At 72.3% G+C, this 16520-nt stretch carries 14 protein-coding genes; 2 read left to right on the forward strand and 12 right to left on the reverse strand.

Annotation, left to right across the window (positions count from 1 at the left end; all coding sequences use genetic code 11):
• The 8 genes from SSQG_RS06490 to rpe all read right to left on the reverse strand — a co-directional run.
• Positions 1–518 (reverse strand): MFS transporter (locus tag SSQG_RS06490; protein WP_039934831.1); only part of this gene is annotated, 518 nt, incomplete at its 3' end.
• Between the two features lie 154 nt (positions 519–672).
• Positions 673–1125 (reverse strand): Lrp/AsnC family transcriptional regulator, encoded by a 453-nt coding sequence (locus SSQG_RS06495; RefSeq protein WP_003988931.1) that lies wholly within the window; start codon positions 1123–1125, stop codon positions 673–675.
• A 10-nt stretch (positions 1126–1135) separates the two neighbouring features.
• Positions 1136–2605, reverse strand: a complete 1470-nt coding sequence (locus tag SSQG_RS06500) for an amino acid permease (protein WP_003988932.1) — start codon at positions 2603–2605, stop codon at positions 1136–1138.
• 230 nt (positions 2606–2835) lie between these two features.
• The gene (locus SSQG_RS06505; protein ID WP_039932059.1) at positions 2836–3333 is read right to left on the reverse strand and encodes a GNAT family N-acetyltransferase; all 498 of its coding nucleotides are present in this window, start codon (positions 3331–3333) and stop codon (positions 2836–2838) included.
• A gap of 79 nt (positions 3334–3412) precedes the next feature.
• Positions 3413–4855 carry a GuaB1 family IMP dehydrogenase-related protein gene (locus tag SSQG_RS06510; protein WP_039934834.1) on the reverse strand — a complete coding sequence of 481 codons (1443 nt, stop codon included), beginning with the start codon at positions 4853–4855 and terminating at the stop codon, positions 3413–3415.
• A 108-nt stretch (positions 4856–4963) separates the two neighbouring features.
• Positions 4964–5317, reverse strand: a complete 354-nt coding sequence (locus tag SSQG_RS06515) for a barstar family protein (RefSeq protein WP_003988935.1) — start codon at positions 5315–5317, stop codon at positions 4964–4966.
• Between the two features lie 24 nt (positions 5318–5341).
• On the reverse strand, positions 5342–6385 hold the full coding sequence (locus SSQG_RS06520) for a sugar-binding transcriptional regulator (protein WP_003988936.1): 1044 nt from the start codon (positions 6383–6385) through the stop codon (positions 5342–5344).
• 78 nt (positions 6386–6463) lie between these two features.
• Positions 6464–7150, reverse strand: coding sequence for a ribulose-phosphate 3-epimerase (gene rpe, locus SSQG_RS06525; protein ID WP_003988937.1), 687 nt, complete (start codon positions 7148–7150; stop codon positions 6464–6466).
• A 164-nt stretch (positions 7151–7314) separates the two neighbouring features.
• On the opposite strand from rpe, the gene SSQG_RS06530 reads away from it, so the two are divergent.
• Positions 7315–9456 (forward strand): MMPL family transporter, encoded by a 2142-nt coding sequence (locus SSQG_RS06530; protein ID WP_003988938.1) that lies wholly within the window; start codon positions 7315–7317, stop codon positions 9454–9456.
• Here SSQG_RS06530 and SSQG_RS06535 read toward each other — a convergent pair.
• Together SSQG_RS06535 and fmt are read right to left on the reverse strand one after the other, a co-directional pair.
• Entirely contained in the window at positions 9437–10855 is a 1419-nt protein-coding gene (locus tag SSQG_RS06535) for an RsmB/NOP family class I SAM-dependent RNA methyltransferase (protein ID WP_003988939.1), read from the reverse strand. The two genes, SSQG_RS06530 and SSQG_RS06535, sit on opposite strands and share 20 nt — an antisense overlap.
• A 78-nt stretch (positions 10856–10933) precedes the next feature.
• Positions 10934–11866 carry a methionyl-tRNA formyltransferase gene (fmt, locus tag SSQG_RS06540; protein WP_003988940.1) on the reverse strand — a complete coding sequence of 311 codons (933 nt, stop codon included), beginning with the start codon at positions 11864–11866 and terminating at the stop codon, positions 10934–10936.
• A 327-nt stretch (positions 11867–12193) separates the two neighbouring features.
• Here fmt and SSQG_RS06545 point away from each other — a divergent pair, with 327 nt between their 5' ends.
• Positions 12194–12739, forward strand: a complete 546-nt coding sequence (locus SSQG_RS06545) for a hypothetical protein (protein WP_003988941.1) — start codon at positions 12194–12196, stop codon at positions 12737–12739.
• Positions 12740–12905: 166 nt separating this feature from the next.
• Here the strand turns inward: SSQG_RS06545 and SSQG_RS06550 are convergent, their stop codons facing one another.
• Both SSQG_RS06550 and metK read right to left on the reverse strand, forming a co-directional pair.
• Entirely contained in the window at positions 12906–15116 is a 2211-nt protein-coding gene (locus SSQG_RS06550; protein WP_003988942.1) for a primosomal protein N', read from the reverse strand.
• A gap of 109 nt (positions 15117–15225) precedes the next feature.
• Positions 15226–16434: a methionine adenosyltransferase gene (gene metK, locus SSQG_RS06555; RefSeq protein WP_003988943.1), complete on the reverse strand. Its 1209-nt coding sequence runs from the start codon at positions 16432–16434 to the stop codon at positions 15226–15228.
• Between the last annotated feature and the right edge of the window lie 86 nt (positions 16435–16520).

The following is a 16520-nucleotide window of genomic DNA, read 5'->3' on the forward strand; positions in this document are numbered from 1 at the left end:
ACGGCCGCGTAGCCGCCCCGGGCGAGAACGGGCCCCGCCAGGCCGATGGAGGCAACGGTGCCCGCCAGCCGGGCGGCCCGGGCCCGGCCCATGGTCCGCGCGTATCGGTCGGCGGCACCGAGCCGCTCCAGCTCGTCGTAGACCAGCGCCTCCAGCGCGCCCGAACCGAGCGCCCCACCCGCACCCCACAGAACGAAGCCGACCGCGAAGGACCCGTACGACGGGACGACCACCCAGAGGGCGAAGCCGGCGGAGGTGAGCAGCGGGCCGATCCACAGCAGCCTCCGACGCGACACGGCGTCGGCCCAGGCGCCGGAGGGCACTTCCAGCACCACCGCGGTGATCGACCACAGGGCGAACAGGGAGGAGATCTGCCAGAGCGACATGCCGGTGTCGGCGAACAGCAGCGCGTACACCGGGTAGAGCAGGACGAAGTCGTCGAGGAACGCGTAGCCGTACAGCGTGGTCGTCAGCCGCCGGACACCGGTGGCGGGCACGCGTGCGGGTGAGAGTGTCATGAGGCCTTCCCGCAGGGACGGATCGGACGCCGGAGGTACGGCGTCCGAGGCGGCCCTCGGGAGGCACGGCTGGTGGATCAATGTCGCCAGGTCATGGCACCGATGCTAGGCCTGGCACCGGGATCGGGCCACGGACTTACGCGGGCGATCCCGCCTACGTGGGCGATCCCGACGAGAAGCGCCGCAGCAGCGGCGACAGCACGAGCACGGACTTGGTCCGCTCGACGAACGGCTCCCCGGCGATCCGCTCCAGGACCCGTTCGAAGTGCCGCATGTCGGAGGCGAAGACCTGGGCGATCGCGTCCGCGTCCCCGGTGACGGTGGACGCGGCCACGACCTCCTGGTAGCGCTCCAGGCCCCGCTGGATGGTCTCCGGGGAGGTGTTGCCACGGCAGTAGATCTCGACGAACCCCTCGGTCTCCCAGCCGAGGGCGCCCGGGTCCACCCGGACGGTGAAGCCGGTGATGGCTCCGGTGGCGCGCAGCCGATCCACCCGCCGTTTCACGGCGGGCGCGGACAGGCCGACGATCTGGCCGATGTCGGCGTAGGAGCGGCGGGCGTCCTCGGCGAGGGCGTGCACGATGCGTTCGTCGAGATCGTTCAGCACAGTGGGTCGTTCACTTTTCGGATGGTGCGAGTCGGGAACGGCGGTAGCCGTACAGGAAGTAGAACACGAGCCCGGCGGCCATCCAGACACCGAAGACCACCCAGGTGACGGCCGACAGGCTGCCCATCATCCACAGGCAGAAGCCGAAGCCCAGCGCGGGCAGGACCGGGGAGAGCGGCACCCGGAAGGTGCGGGGCATGTCCGGCTTGGTGCGGCGCAGCACCACGACGGCCACGTTGACGAGCGCGAAGGCGAACAGGGTGCCGATGCTGGTGGCGTCGGCGAGCTGCCCGAGCGGGATCGCGGCGGCCAGGACACCGCAGAACAGCGACACGATCAGGGTGTTGGTGCGGGGGGTCTTGGTCTTCGGGTGGACCTTGGAGAAGACCTTCGGCACCAGCCCGTCGCGGGACATGGCGAACAGGATGCGGGTCTGGCCGTACAGCACGGTCAGCACGACGCTCGCGATGGCGATGACGGCGCAGAACGCCAGCAGGGTGCCCCAGAAGGTCTGCCCGGTGACGTCGCGCATGATCTGGGCGAGGGCGGCCTCGGAGTCGGTGAAGTTCTTCCACGGCTTGGCGCCGACCGCGACGGCGGCGACGAGGACGTACAGGGCCGTGACGATGACCAGCGACAGCATGATCGCGCGGGGCAGGTCGCGCTGGGCGTTCTTCGCCTCCTCACCGGCGGTGGAGGCGGCGTCGAAGCCGATGTAGGAGAAGAACAGCGTGGCACCGGCGGCGCTGACGCCCGCCATGCCGAGCGGCATGAAGTTCTCGTAGTTGCCGGAGCGGAAGCCCTGGACGCCGATGGCGCAGAACAGCACCAGCGCGGCGATCTTCACGATGACCATGACGGTGTTGGCGCGGGCGGACTCGCGGGCGCCGCCCATCAGGAACGCCATGGCGAGCAGCACGACGATCAGCGCGGGCAGGTTGAACACGCCGCCGTCGCCGGGCGGGGCGGACAGCGCGGCCGGGATGGTGACGCCGATGGTGCCGTCGAGCAGTTCGTTGAGGTACTCGCCCCAGCCGACGGCGACGGCGGCGACCGAAACGCCGTACTCGAGGACGAGGCACCAGCCGCAGATCCAGGCGATCAGCTCGCCCATCGTTGCGTACGCATACGAGTACGAGGAGCCGGAGACCGGGATGGTGCCCGCCAGCTCCGCGTAGGACAGCGCCGAGAACAGGGCGGTCAGGCCGGCGATGACGAAGGAGAGCGTGACGGCCGGCCCCGCCTTGGGCACGGCCTCGCCGAGGACGACGAAGATGCCGGTGCCGAGGGTGGCACCGATGCTGATCATGGTGAGCTGCCACAGCCCGAGGGTGCGGCGCAGCGAGCCTCCCTCGCCCTGACCACCCTCCTCGACCAGGCGCTCCACGGGCTTGCGGCGCATGAGGCGCGCGCCTATGCCGGGGGACGCCTGGGCGGCTGTCTGGCCTGAGTTCTGCGGGGGTGCGCCTTGGTCGAGCACGCGCTGGCTCCTTATCGCTGCCGGTCAGGGCGACAGGGACGGGCGGCACCCTTGAACAGGGGCCCACCGAGCGGGGTCCCTGCCACGCCACGTACGAGGCGACAGCCTACGAGCATCTGCGTTGCTGGTGAAATGCAGCAACCTTGCGCACATCCGCAAGATCATTGCGTTCCTCGCGATCGGCCGGAGGTTCGTTGCGCGGTTGCATTTATCCGTTGTGCATGGCTTGCTCAGGGCAGCTCTTTCACGAGGAACGTCAGCTTCTCGACCCATTCGCGCGTGACGCCGTCGTGGTCCTCGTACGACCACCGGCCGAGGTAGGGGGCGAGGGCCTGGTAGCCGAGCCGGGCGTACAGGGCGGCGGCGCGCGGATTGTCGTCGGCGACGCCGAGGCCGACGGCCGTGCGCCCCCGCGCACGGGCCCGCTCCTCGGCCGCCCGGACCAGGGCGCTGCCGATGCCGCGCGAGCGCAGCGACTCGGGCCACACGCTCAGTGCGTTGATCTCCGGACAGCCGGGCCACGCCGCCCGCACCGTCGCGTCGTCGCAGCCGCCCCAGCGCACCTCCGTGTGGCCGACGGGTCGTCGGCCGTACCAGGCGACGAGATAGGTGCTCAGACCCTGTTCCTGGCGCTCGAAGCGGCGCGCGTGGAACGAGGTGGCGCCCGGGGAGCCGATGCACCGGTCGAGCATCTCGACGTCGGCTGCCCGGCAGACGGTGATCTCCATGGCGCACGACGGTAGGCCGTGGACCCTCACAAGGCCCCCGATTTTTCGTCGGGGGCCTTGCACGAGGGCGCCGGGCGGGTCAGCTCCAGCTGGCGTGCAGCGGCTTGCCCTCGGCGTAGCCGGCGGCGCTCTGGATGCCGACGATGGCCTTCTCGGCGAACTCCTCCAGGGAGCCGGCACCGGCGTAGGTGCAGGAGGAGCGGACGCCCGCGATGATCGAGTCGATCAGGTCCTCGACGCCCGGGCGGGCCGGGTCGAGGTACATGCGGGAGGTGGAGATGCCCTCCTCGAACAACGCCTTGCGGGCGCGGTCGTACGCCGACTCGTCCGAGGTGCGGTTGCGCACGGCTCGCGCGGACGCCATGCCGAAGGACTCCTTGTAGGCACGCCCCTGCGCGTCGTGCTGGAGGTCGCCCGGGGACTCGTAGGTGCCCGCGAACCAGGAGCCGACCATCACGTTGGACGCACCGGCGGCGAGGGCCATGGCCACGTCGCGCGGGTGGCGGACGCCGCCGTCGGCCCACACGTGCTTGCCGTACTTCCTGGCCTCGGCGGCGCACTCCAGGACGGCGGAGAACTGCGGCCGGCCGACGCCGGTCATCATGCGCGTGGTGCACATGGCGCCGGGTCCGACACCGACCTTGACGATGTCCGCGCCCGCCTCGATGAGGTCACGCACGCCTGCCGCGGCCACCACGTTGCCCGCGGCGATCGGGACCTGCGGGTCGAGGTCGCGCACCAGCTTCAGGGCGCTGATCATCGACTCCTGGTGGCCGTGCGCGGTGTCGATGACGAGCGTGTCGACGCCCGCCTCCAGCAACTGCTCGGCCTTGCCGGCGACGTCGCCGTTGATGCCCACGGCGGCGGCGACGCGCAGCCGCCCCTGCGCGTCGGTGGCCGGCCGGTAGAGCGTGGCGCGCAGGGCGCCCTTGCGGGTGAGGATGCCGGCGAGCGTGCCGTCCTGGTGCACCGCGGGGGCGTAGCGGCGGTTGGCGTGGTCGAGGGTGTCGAAGGCCTCGCCGGGGTCCTTGTCCGCGTCGATGAGCAGCAGGTCCCGGGACATGACCTCGGCGAGCTGCGTGAAGCGGTCGACGCCGGAGAGGTCGGAGTCGGTGACCACGCCGATGGGCTTGTGGTTCTCGTCGACGACGACACCGGCGTTGTGCGCCCGCTTGGGCAGCAGCCCCAGGGCGTCGGCGACGGTCTGGTGCGGGGACAGGATGATCGGGGTGTCCAGGACCAGGTGGCGGCTCTTCACCCAGGAGACGACCTCGGTGACGACCTCGATCGGGATGTCCTGCGGTATCACGACCAGGCCGCCGCGGCGGGCCACGGTCTCGGCCATGCGCCGCCCGGCGATGGCGGTCATGTTGGCGACGACGAGCGGGATGGTGGTGCCCGTGCCGTCCGGGGAGCTGAGGTCCACGCCCTGGCGCGAGCCGACCGCGGAGCGGCTCGGCACCATGAAGACGTCGTCGTACGTCAGGTCGTACCCGGGCTGGATGTCATTGAGGAAACGCACGTGCTGCACATCCCAGTCGATCAGAGGTGACCCCCTGACCGGCCGGCCAGGGGGAAAGAGCACGTACTTCATTCTCCCACGCCGGGCCTCCGGACGTCCCCCAGCAGATCATCCAGGCTGGTCAGGGGGCTCCTCGGAGGATGCTCCAAGCCCGAGGGTCACGAAGAGACCCGGGCCGCGGTCGGTCGCCTCGGCGAAGATCTCCTCCGCGACCTGCCACTCCTCGGGCCGCGTCTCGGCATAGGCCCGCCAGCCCGTGACGACGACCAGCAACCCTCGGTCCACGGCCCCCTCGGGCCACAGGTCCGGGTCGGACAGGCAGTCGGCGAGGGCGTCCCAGTTCCGGCCGAACCACTCGGGCAGGGCCAGGTCACGGGCGCAGCGGTCCATGAGGCCCGCCTTGTCCATGACCCCGCCGAGGTCCAGCGTGAGCACGATCCGGCCCGCCGGGTCGTCCGTCACCTTTCGCGACTCGCCGACCATCCGTCAGGCTCCGTCCGGGTCGGACCGGTTGAACGCGGACTTGGGCGTCGGCCCCGCCGTCATCAGGTAGTCCGCGGCCGACGTGTCCGTCACCAGGCTGGTGACGAGCCCGGACCGCAGCACCGCGTCGATCGCCGGCCCCTTGCGCTGCCCGCCCGCGATCGCGACGACCTCGGGGACCCGGCGGAGCTGGTCGGCCTTGACGGTGATGCACCGCTCGCCCAGGTCCCGTCCGACCCGGCGGCCCTCGGCGTCGAAGAGGTGCGCGGACATCTCGGCGGCGACACCGAGGGAGGCGTAGTGCGCGCGCTCCTCCTCGGTGAGCATGTCGTGCACCGTGGAGATGCCCGGCTCCCAGGAGCCGATGGAGACACAGGCGACGGTGACCTTGTCGAAGTGCTCGAAGGCCCGGGCGATCCCCGTCTGGTTGCGCAGTGCCGAGGCCGTGGCCGCGTCGGGCAGCAGCATCGGCGCGTAGATGGGGTGGGCGTCGCCGCCGGACACCTGAGCGGCCCGTCGCACGGCCTCGACCGAGCCGCGTTCGGCGGTCCCGGCGTCGTACACACCCGTCAGCTGCACGACCGTGCACGGCGGCAGCCGGTCGAGCGCCGCCGCCATGTGGATGGTGGAGCGGCCCCAGGCCAGGCCCAGCACATCACCTTCGTTGACCAGTTCGCCGAGCAGGTCGGCGGCCACCTCTCCCAGGTTCTCGGGGTCGGGTGTCTCCTCGGCCTCGGCCGGGGACTCGACCACGACGGCGTGCCTGAGGCCGTAGCGGGCGCGGAGCGCGTCCGAGCGCTCGGCGTCCAGTTCTGCAGGCACACGGATCTCGATACGCACGAGATCCCGTTCGAGGGCGGTTTCCAGGACCCGGGCCACCTTGAAGCGGCTGACGCCGAACTCCTCCGCGATCTGGATCTTGGACTTGCCCTCAAGGTAGAAGCGGCGGGCCATGGCCGCCGCCTGCACCAGCTCAGCGGGTCCCATCCGCATGGCTGACCGGCCCGCCGACATACCCGACACGGCGATCTCCTCACTGCTGTTCACACTCTGGATTCGCCGTTCATCCTTGCAGATCCGGCGCGGTTGATCAGCCCTGATGAGAGCCGTTCACTTTGCTGTGGCTCAGTGGTCGCAGGCCCAGGAGGCCTGCGCCGTCGCCGCCTCCGCTTGGGTGCGTAGTGCACGTACCGCCTCGGCCGGGTCGTTTGCCCCGTAGACCGCCGATCCGGCCACGAAGACATCGGCTCCGGCGTCGGCGCAGCGCTCGATGGTGGAAGCGGAAACTCCGCCGTCGACCTGGAGCCAGAGCTCCAGTCCGTGCTTGCTGATCAACTCGCGGGTGCGGCGAATCTTCGGAAGCATGATGTCAAGGAAGGCCTGTCCCCCGAAGCCCGGTTCGACCGTCATGATCAGCAGCATGTCGAGCTCGGGGAGCAGGTCCTCGTACGGCTCGATGGGGGTCGCGGGCTTCAGCGCCATGGAGGCGCGGGCGCCCTTGGCGCGGATCTCCCGTGCGAGCCGGACCGGGGCGGCGGCGGCCTCGACGTGGAAGGTGACGGAACCGGCCCCCGCCTCCACGTACTGCGGCGCCCACCGATCAGGGGCCTCGATCATCAGATGGCAGTCCAGCGGGGTGTCCGTCGCTCGGGCGAGCGACTCCACGACCGGCACGCCGAGCGTGAGGTTCGGGACGAAATGGTTGTCCATGACGTCGACGTGGAGCCAGTCGGCTCCCTGCACGGCCTTCGCCTCGTCCGCGAGGCGGGCGAAGTCTGCGGACAGGATGCTGGGGTTGATCTGCGCGGCCATGTCCTTAGCCTATGCGCTGCGCTGGGCTTGGGCGGTGGGGGTCCCACAGGGCCGGTCGTTCTGTTCGGCTGCGGGTTGTATGTGGCTGGTCGCGCCCACGCGGCGGAGCCGCACATGACACAGCCCCGCGCCCCTGAAGAGGCGTCTTCGCGGAAGGCTTTGCCATGAAGCAGGGCATCGGGCACCTCGTGTGCGGGCGGCGGGCGAAGTGGCTGGTGCTGGGTCTGTGGGTGGTCGTGTTGTTCTTGACCGCGCCGTTCGCGATGAAGCTCACCGATGCCCAGGACAACGACGCGGCGTCCTGGCTGCCGGGGTCCGCCGAGTCGACGCAGGTCCTGGAGCTGTCGAAGGGCTTCCGGCCCGAGCAGCTCCCCGCGGTCGTCGTCTACGCCCGGGACAGCGGGCTCACCGCACAGGACCGCGCGCAGATCACCGAGGACGCGGCCCGGCTGAGGCAGCTGCGCGACCACGGCATCCGGGGCGCGGAGACCCGGGGGCCCGTCTACGACCGGCCGGCCGATCCCCGGGCGGCGGAGATCCTCGTACCGATCACGATGGACGAGAAGGGCTGGAAACGGATCGCGCCCGCGGTCGACTCCATGCGGGACGTCACCGGAGACGGTCACGGCGGCCTCGCCGTGCACATCACCGGGCCGGGCGGCACGTCGGCGGACTTCTCCAAGGCCTTCGAGGGCATCGACTCGACGCTGCTGGTGTCTGCCATGACCGTCGTCATCGTCATGCTGCTGATCACCTACCGCAGTCCCACCCTGCTGCTGGTCCCGCTGCTCGCCGTGATCGCCGCGCTGTTCACCGCGCAGGCGCTGATCTACTTCCTCGCCGAGTACGCGGGCCTGACGGTCAACGGGCAGAGCGCCGGCATCCTCACGGTGCTCGTGTTCGGCGCGGGGACGGACTACGCGCTGCTGCTCGTGGCGCGCTACCGGGAGGAACTGCGCCGCCACGAGGACCGGCACGAGGCGATGGCGCGCGCCCTGCACCGGGCGGGCCCCGCCGTGCTCGCCTCCGGGGCGACGGTCGTGCTGAGCATGCTCGTGCTGCTGGTCGCGGAGATGAACTCCACCAGCGGCCTGGGCCCGGTCGCCGCGATCGGCGTGGCGGTCGCCCTCCTGGCGATGATGACCTTGTTCCCGGCCCTGCTGGTGATCTTCGGCCGCTGGATCTTCTGGCCGGTGATCCCGCACCTCGGCTCGGCCGACCCCACCGGGCGCGGCATCTGGGCCCGCACCGGACGCGGGATCGCCCGCCGACCGCGCACGGTCTGGGCGGTGACGGCTCTCGTCCTCGCGGTCTGCTCGCTCGGCCTCATCCAGCTGCGCGCGGAGGGCATCAGCAACGCGGACGCCTTCACCGGAAAACCGGACTCGATCGTCGGCCAGGAGGTCGCCGAGCGGTACTTCCCCGCCGGCAGCGGCAGCCCGCTCGTCATCGTCTCCGACCAGGCGCAGGCCCGGCAGGTGGGCCGCGCGGTCGCCGGGACCGAGGGCGTCGTGCCGACCTCGCTCGGCCTGCCCCCGGGCACGAGACCCGTGAACGACGGCAAGGTGCTGTTCGAGGCGACCCTGACCGATCCGGCGGACAGCGAGGCGGCCAAGCAGACCGTCGAAAGGGTGCGGGACGCGGTGCACGCCGTACCGGACGCGGACGCCCGGGTGGGCGGCGGCACGGCCGGGCTCATCGACATGGACAGGGCGACGACCCGCGACAACGTGGTGATCATCCCGCTGGTCCTGGCCGTCGTCCTGCTGATCCTCAGCGCGCTGCTACGGGCGCTGATCGCCCCGCTGCTGCTGGTCGGGACGGTGATCCTGTCCTTCACGGCGGCCCTGGGCCTCAGCGCCCTAACCTTCCGCCACATCTTCGACTACGCGGGGGAGGCGACCGACTTCCCGCTGTTCGTCTTCGTCTTCCTGGTCGCCCTGGGCATCGACTACAACATCTTCCTCACCACCCGCATCCGCGAGGAGGCGGCCCGCCAGGGCACCAGACAGGGCGTGATCACGGGGCTCGCTGCCACCGGCGCGGTCATCACCTCCGCGGGCCTGGTGCTGGCCGGCACGTTCGCCGCCCTCGGCACCCTCCCGATGGTCGCCTTCGCCGAGATCGGCTTCGCGGTCGCCCTCGGCGTCCTCATCGACACGTTCGTCGTGCGCTCGGTCCTGGTGACGTCGCTGTTCCTGGACGTGGGTCCGAAGGTGTGGTGGCCGCATCGGCTGGCCAGGGACGACGGCGGTGCGTCGGCCCGGCAGAGCGTCTCGGCGGGGGTCAGCCGGTCCGGCGAATGAGTGCCAGGTACATGGCGTCGGTCCCGTGCAGGTGCGGCCACAGCTGTACGTCGGGGCCGTCGCCCAGATCCGGTACGCCGGGCAGCAGCGGACGCGCGTCGACGAGGTCGGTGTCCGGAACCTGCTTGAGCACATCGGCGACGACGGCCCGGGTCTCGGCGAGGTGCGGCGAGCACGTCGCGTAGGCCACGACACCGCCGACCCGCACCGACTCCAGGGCGGTACGCAGCAGCCCGCGCTGCAACGGCGCGAACCCCTCCAGGTCGTCCGGCCGGCGCCGCCAGCGTGCCTCGGGGCGGCGTCGCAGGGCGCCCAGACCGGTGCACGGCACGTCGACCAGGACCCGGTCGAAGCTGCCGGGGCGCCACGCCGGCCGTGTCCCGTCCGCGGTGATCACCTGGTACGGCCCGGGATTGCCCTCCAGCGCCCTGGCCACGAGCCCCGCCCGGTGCGGCTGCTTCTCGGAGGCGAGCAGCGTCGCGCCCCGTTCGGCGGCGAGGGCACCGAGCAGCGCGGCCTTGCCGCCGGGCCCCGCGCACCCGTCCAGCCACCGCCGGTCGGGCCCGTCCAAGGGCGCGTTCGCGAGGGCGATCGCCACGAGCTGGCTGCCCTCGTCCTGCACGCCCGCACGCCCGTCACGGACGGCGGCGATGGCGCCCGGTTCGCCGCCCTCGGTCAGCCGCACGGCGTACGGCGACCACTGCCCCGGCACGGCGGCGTCCTCGCCGAGCAGTTCCTCGGCGGTGGCCCTGCCCGGCCGCGCGACCAGGGTCACTTCGGGCCGCTCGTTGTCGGCATGCAGCAACTCCTCGATACCGGCGCGCCCGCCGCCGAGGGAGTCCCACAGCGCCGACACGACCCACCGCGGATGCGAGTGGACGACGGCGAGATGGTCCTCGGGGTCCTCGTCGTAAGGCGGTGCGACCCGCTCCAGCCAGCCGTCCAGATCGTGCTGCGCGACCTTCCGCAGCACGGCGTTGACGAACTTGGCCCGCCCGTCGCCGAGCACGACCCGCGCGAGCTCGACGGTGGCGGACACGGCCGCGTGCGTCGGGATCCGCGTCCCGAGCAGCTGGTGCGCACCGAGGCTCAGCACGTCCAGCACCGGCGGATCGACCTCTCCGAGCGGCCGGTCCACGCAGGTCGCGATGACCGCGTCGTACGTCCCCTGCCGCCGCAGCGTCCCGTACACCAGCTCGGTCGCGAGCGCGGCGTCCCGGGCGTCGAAGTCGTCCTTCTCCCGCGCCTTGCGCAACAGCGGCGGCAGAACGAGGTTGGCGTAGGCGTCCCGCTCGTCCACGGCCCTCAGCGCCTCGAAGGCGAGGATGCGGACAGGGTCCTTCTTGGGCCGACGGTAGGGCTTGCCGGACGGGCGGGTCCGACGGGGCTGGTCGCTCACGAAAAAGGTGCTCCGGGTGTGAGATGAAGTGCGCCGTCCAGCCTACGCCGCGCGGGGCGTGAACATGTCGCGGGTGGATCAGCCCCCGAGCCGCTCCCCTTCGGCGATCCGCACCCCGCGCGCCCAGTCCGCCGCCCGCATCGGCTTCTTGCCCTGCGCCTGCACCCACAGCAGCTCGACGCCGTACGAGCCGGTGCCGACGTACACGTTGTTCTTCCGGGCGGAGATCTGCCCCGGGGCGAGATCCGTCCGGTCCGGGACAGGGGCGACCTGGACGAGCTTGAGCCGCTCACCGCGGAACAGGGTCCAGGCGCCCGGTGCCGGGGTGCAGCCCCGCACCACCCGGTCGACGCGCAGCGCGGGGGCGTTCCAGTCGAGGTGGGCGTCCTCGACGTTGACCTTCGGGGCCAGGGTGACTCCGTCGGCCGGCTGCGGTACGGCCTTCAGCGTGCCGTCCTCGATCCCGTCCATGGTCGCCGCGAGCAGCCCGGCACCGGCGAAGGCCAGCCGGGTCAGCAGATCGCCGCTGGTGTCGGTGGCCCGGATCTCCTCGGTCACCGTCCCGTACACCGGCCCGGAGTCGAGGCCCTCCTCGATCAGGAACGTGGACGCCCCGGTGATCTCGTCGCCGGCCATGATGGCGTGCTGCACGGGCGCCGCGCCCCGCCAGGCGGGCAGCAGCGAGAAGTGCAGATTGACCCAGCCGTGCGCGGGAACGTCGAGGGCGACCCGGGGCAGCAGCGCGCCGTAGGCGACGACGGGGCAGCAGTCCGGCCCGATCTCCCGCAGCCGCTCCAGGAACTCCGGGTCCTTCGGCCTGGCGGGCTTCAGCACCTCGATCCCGGCCTCCTCCGCCCGCTCGGCGACGGGCGACGCGACGAGCCTGCGCCCCCGCCCGGCCGGCGCGTCGGGCCGCGTGACGACAGCGGCCACCTCATGCCGCCGGGAGGCGAGAAGAGCGTCCAGGGCGGGAACGGCGACCTCGGGTGTACCGGCGAAGACGAGCTTCATGGGGTGGTGGGGGCCTCTCGGGCGGGGGTGAACGACGGGCAGCACACCAGTCTATGAGCCGACCCCGGAAAGCCGCCGACGGCGCTCGGCCCCCCACGGGAGACCCGGACCTCTCGGCTGACCGTTACGGGCAGTGCGCGGGTGGGAAACGACGCCGCAGACCCGCAGGCCGAGGCGCACACCCCGCGCAAACAGGGCGCACGCACACGCCCCCACGCCCCCACACCGTGACCCACGGAGCGAATCCGCGTTGGTCAAGACAGAGTTGACCACATCGGGCCCCCATCGCGGCCCATTCCTTTCATCGCCGGTTCGAGAGGCTTGTTCATGGCCGACCACGCAACCCACGACGCCCAGGCTCGGGCCAGCCTGCACTTGCTGGTGCGGGACATCGAGCGGGTCCGCCGGCAGGTGGACGCACTGCGCACGCTCACCGCCCAGTTGGGGAACGTCTACCGCCCGCGCCGCTCCGGCCCCTCCACGGGCTTCGTCGTCTACGGACGCGCGCCCGCCCCGACGGTACGTCTCGCCCAGGAGCTGCGCGACAGTGTCGAGACCCTGGTCACGGCGGCCGTGGACTTCGACCGCTCGCTCGGCTTCTCGTGGGACGCCGTGGGCTCCGCACTGGGCGTCACCAAACAAGCGGTCCACCGCCGTTACGGCGCGCGCCGGGCCGCGGCCCAGCCCGCCGCGGCCGAGGCCGAGCGCACCCCGGAGCCGTCGGGCAACCGCACGGTCAATGTCGGCACCGGTCTCCCCACGGTCCCGACGGTCCCCGCGGCCCGCTCCATGCCCACCCAGCCGACGGCCGGCAGCCCGGCCCTCCGCGACGAGGTGAGGCCGACGGCCTTCCCGGGCCCGCGCAACGGCTGATCGGACACCGCACCCGAAGCTGCCCTCCCGACACCTGTTCGGGAGGGCAGTCGTATCCGCGGGACGCGCCCCACCGGTAGCCACGGGCGGCGCCTCACCGGCAAGTGCGGCACCGGACCGCACCCTGACCAGCCCGCCCCCCCTGACCGGCCCGCAGCCACCGCGCTCACCCGATGTCGATCGGATCGATCCGCACCCAGACCGCGCTCCCGTTCCCACTCCCCCGAGCGTCCGCACTCCCCTTGGCACTCGCGCTCCCACTGCCACTCCCCCGAGCCATGCGCGCGGCCTGCGTGGCCTTCAGCGCGGCCGCCAGCGCGGCCCCCCTTCCCGGCGGCACCCGCAGCAACGCCCGTTCCCACTGCTCCCCGGGCGGTGGCGCCCCCGCCCGCCGCGGACGCCCCGGAGCCGTCACGGGCAACGGCACCGGCCCCAGCACCTCGGCCTCCGACGGCAGTTCGGCCGTACGGAGGAAGTCGGCCACCGCTTGTGGCGGCCCGGACACGGCCGCCATCCGCGACACCGGCGGATAACCCAGCTCCGCCCGCTCGGCCAGTTCCCGCACCGCGTGCCCGACGGGATCCCACCGGACGAGCGCCTGCACTGGTCGCAGCGTCGGCTCCGCCACGACGACCACCGTGCCCCCGGCCGACTGTGGCCGGACGAGCGCCGCAGCCGCGATCCACCGCCGCAACGCGTCCTCCCCGGCCCGCAGGTCGGGCCGTCCGAGCATGGCCCACCCGTCCAGCAGCAGCGCCGCCGCGTAGCCGCCCTCGGCGACGGGTTCGGCCCCCGGCGTGCTCACCACCAGCGCGGGCGCCCCCGGCACGGTGTCGAGCACGTGTTCACGACCCGAGGTCCGCACCGGAACCGCGGGGAAAGCCCGTCCGAGTTCCTCGGCCGTCCGCCGCGCCCCCACGACCGAGGCGCGCAGCCGGAAGGCCCCGCACTCCGGGCAGTGCCAGTCGCTCGCCTCCCGGCCGCACCAGCCACAGCACAGCGCGCCGCCGTCCCGTGCCTCCAGCGGCCCGGAGCAGTGCCGGCACCGCGCGGGGGCCCGGCAGGCGGCGCATGCCATGCGCGGCACGTAGCCCCGCCGGGGCACCTGCACCAGCACCGGGCCCTGCCGCAGTCCCTCCCTGACGGCCTGCCAGGCGAGCGTCGGCAGCCGGGCGGCCCGGGCGGCCTCGTCCCGCGCGAGGTCGCCGTCCCCGACGGTCCGTACGAGCGGTGCGGCGGCACGCACCTGTTCCCGCGCGGCCACGAGCGGCCGCGCCCACCCGGTCTCGACGAGCTGCGCGGCCTCCACGGTGCAGCCCCAGCTGCCCAGCAGGAAGCCGCACCTGTCCTGGGCGGCCCGCAGCAGCAGCACCTCCCGCGCGTGCGGCTGCGGCGCGTGCTGCTCGCTGTGGCTGTCGTCCCCGTCGTCCCACAGAGCGACCAGTCCCAGGTTCTGGACCGGCGCGAACATCGCCGCCCGAGTTCCGATCACGGCCCGTACGGAGCCCCGCCGCACCGCGAGCCACTGCGCGTAGCGCTTCTCGGGTCCCGCGTCGGCGGTGAGCACCGCGTGCCGTCCCTCGCCGAGCAGGGCGGTCAGGGCGGCGTCGACGCGGGCGACCGCCCGCCCGTCGGGCAGGACGACGAGCGCTCCGCGCCCGGAGGCCAGGGTCGCCGCGACGGCCCGGGCCAGTTCCTCGCTCCACTGCGGGCCGGGCAACGCGTTCCACACGGCCCGTGGCGCTCCGCCGGAGGCCAGCGACTCCAGGAAGGCCGCCCCCCGCTCGTAACGCTGCCAGGAGCCCGCTCCGGGCGCCTGGGGCGGCGGCTGCGGCGCGGGCGAGGGACGCTGCTCGGCCCGTGCGTTGCGCGGCGGGACGGCGAGTTGCAGGACGTCGGCGAGGCTGCCCGCGTACCGGTCGGCGACGGTCCGGGCCAGACCCAGCAGCTCCTCGCTCAGCACCCGCTCGGGGGACACGACCTGGGCGAGGGCGGCCAGCGGGCCGGTGTAGTCGGACTCGGGCAGCCGCTCGACGAGGAACCCGTCGATCAGCCCGCCGCCCTCACGCCGCCCTTCTCGCACCCGATGCCGCCCGGCCCCGAACCGCACCCGCACCCGCACGCCCGGCTGGGCCTCGGCGTCCAGCTCCTCGGGCACGGCGTAGTCGAAGTACCGGTCGAGATGGAGCACGCCCTTGTCGACGAGCACCCGCGCGACGGGCAGCTCCTTGGCCAGTGCGGCGCCCCGCCACGTCCGCGGCTTGGCCCGGGGCGTCCTGGCCTTTCGCACGCTCTCCCGGATGAGCGCGAGCTGCTCGGGCGGCGCACCCTCCGCACCACCGTCAGCACCGTCCGCGTGCTCGTTCTCGCTGCTCACGCTTGCATTCTTACCAAATCCCACTGACAACCGACGGCGCCCGGAACGGCCCGGGACGCGGCGAGGCCCGGCCCCCGAAGGGAGCCGGGCCGCATGCCCAGGGGCTCGTCTACAGCCCCGCCGCCTTGCGCAGCGCGTCCACGCGGTCCGTGCGCTCCCAGGTGAACTCGGGAAGCTCACGGCCGAAGTGGCCGTACGCGGCGGTCTGGGAGTAGATCGGGCGGAGCAGGTCGAGGTCGCGGATGATGGCGGCCGGGCGGAGGTCGAAGACCTCGTCGATCGCCTTCTCGATCTTGTCCGTGTCGATCTTGGCGGTGCCGAAGGTCTCGACGAACAGGCCGACCGGTTCGGCCTTGCCGATCGCGTACGCCACCTGGACCTCGCAGCGGGTGGCGAGACCCGCCGCCACCACGTTCTTGGCGACCCAGCGCATCGCGTACGCGGCGGAGCGGTCGACCTTGGACGGGTCCTTGCCGGAGAAGGCGCCGCCGCCGTGGCGGGCCATGCCGCCGTAGGTGTCGATGATGATCTTGCGGCCGGTCAGGCCGGCGTCACCCATCGGGCCGCCGATCTCGAAGCGGCCGGTGGGGTTGACCAGCAGACGGTAGTTCTCGGTGTCGATCTTGATGCCGTCCTCCAGGAGCGCCTTCAGCTCCGGCTCGACGACGAACTCCTTGATGTCCGGAGCCAGGAGCGACTCCAGGTCGATGTCGGAGGCGTGCTGGGAGGAGACGACGACGGTGTCCAGGCGGACCGCCTTGTCACCGTCGTACTCGATGGTGACCTGCGTCTTGCCGTCCGGGCGCAGGTAGGGGATCGTGCCGTTCTTCCGCACGTCGGACAGGCGCTTCGAGAGGCGGTGCGCCAGGAAGATCGGCAGCGGCATCAGCGTCGGCGTCTCGTCCGTCGCGTAGCCGAACATCAGGCCCTGGTCGCCCGCGCCCTGCTTGTCGAGCTCGTCCTCGTCGCCCTCGACACGGGACTCGTACGCCGTGTCCACACCCTGGGCGATGTCCGGGGACTGGGCGCCGATCGACACCGACACGCCGCAGGAGGCGCCGTCGAAGCCCTTCTTCGAGGAGTCGTAGCCGATCTCGAGGATCTTGTTCCGGACCAGCGTCGCGATGTCCGCGTACGTCTTGGTCGTGACCTCGCCGGCCACGTGTACCAGGCCGGTCGTGATCAGGGTCTCGACGGCGACCCGGGAGGCCGGGTCCTCGCGCAGCAGCGCGTCGAGAATGGTGTCGCTGATCTGGTCAGCGATCTTGTCGGGGTGACCCTCGGTCACGGACTCCGAGGTGAACAGGCGACGGGACACAACGCTCCCTGGGGTTGCAGCGGCTGCTGGCTGATCATTGGCGGACGGCGGGGGCTGCACCCGGGCGCCGTCCGTGGAACAGTTTA

Origin of the sequence: Streptomyces viridochromogenes DSM 40736 (assembly GCF_000158955.1) — a bacterium.
Taxonomy (GTDB): Bacteria; Actinomycetota; Actinomycetes; order Streptomycetales; family Streptomycetaceae; genus Streptomyces; species Streptomyces venetus.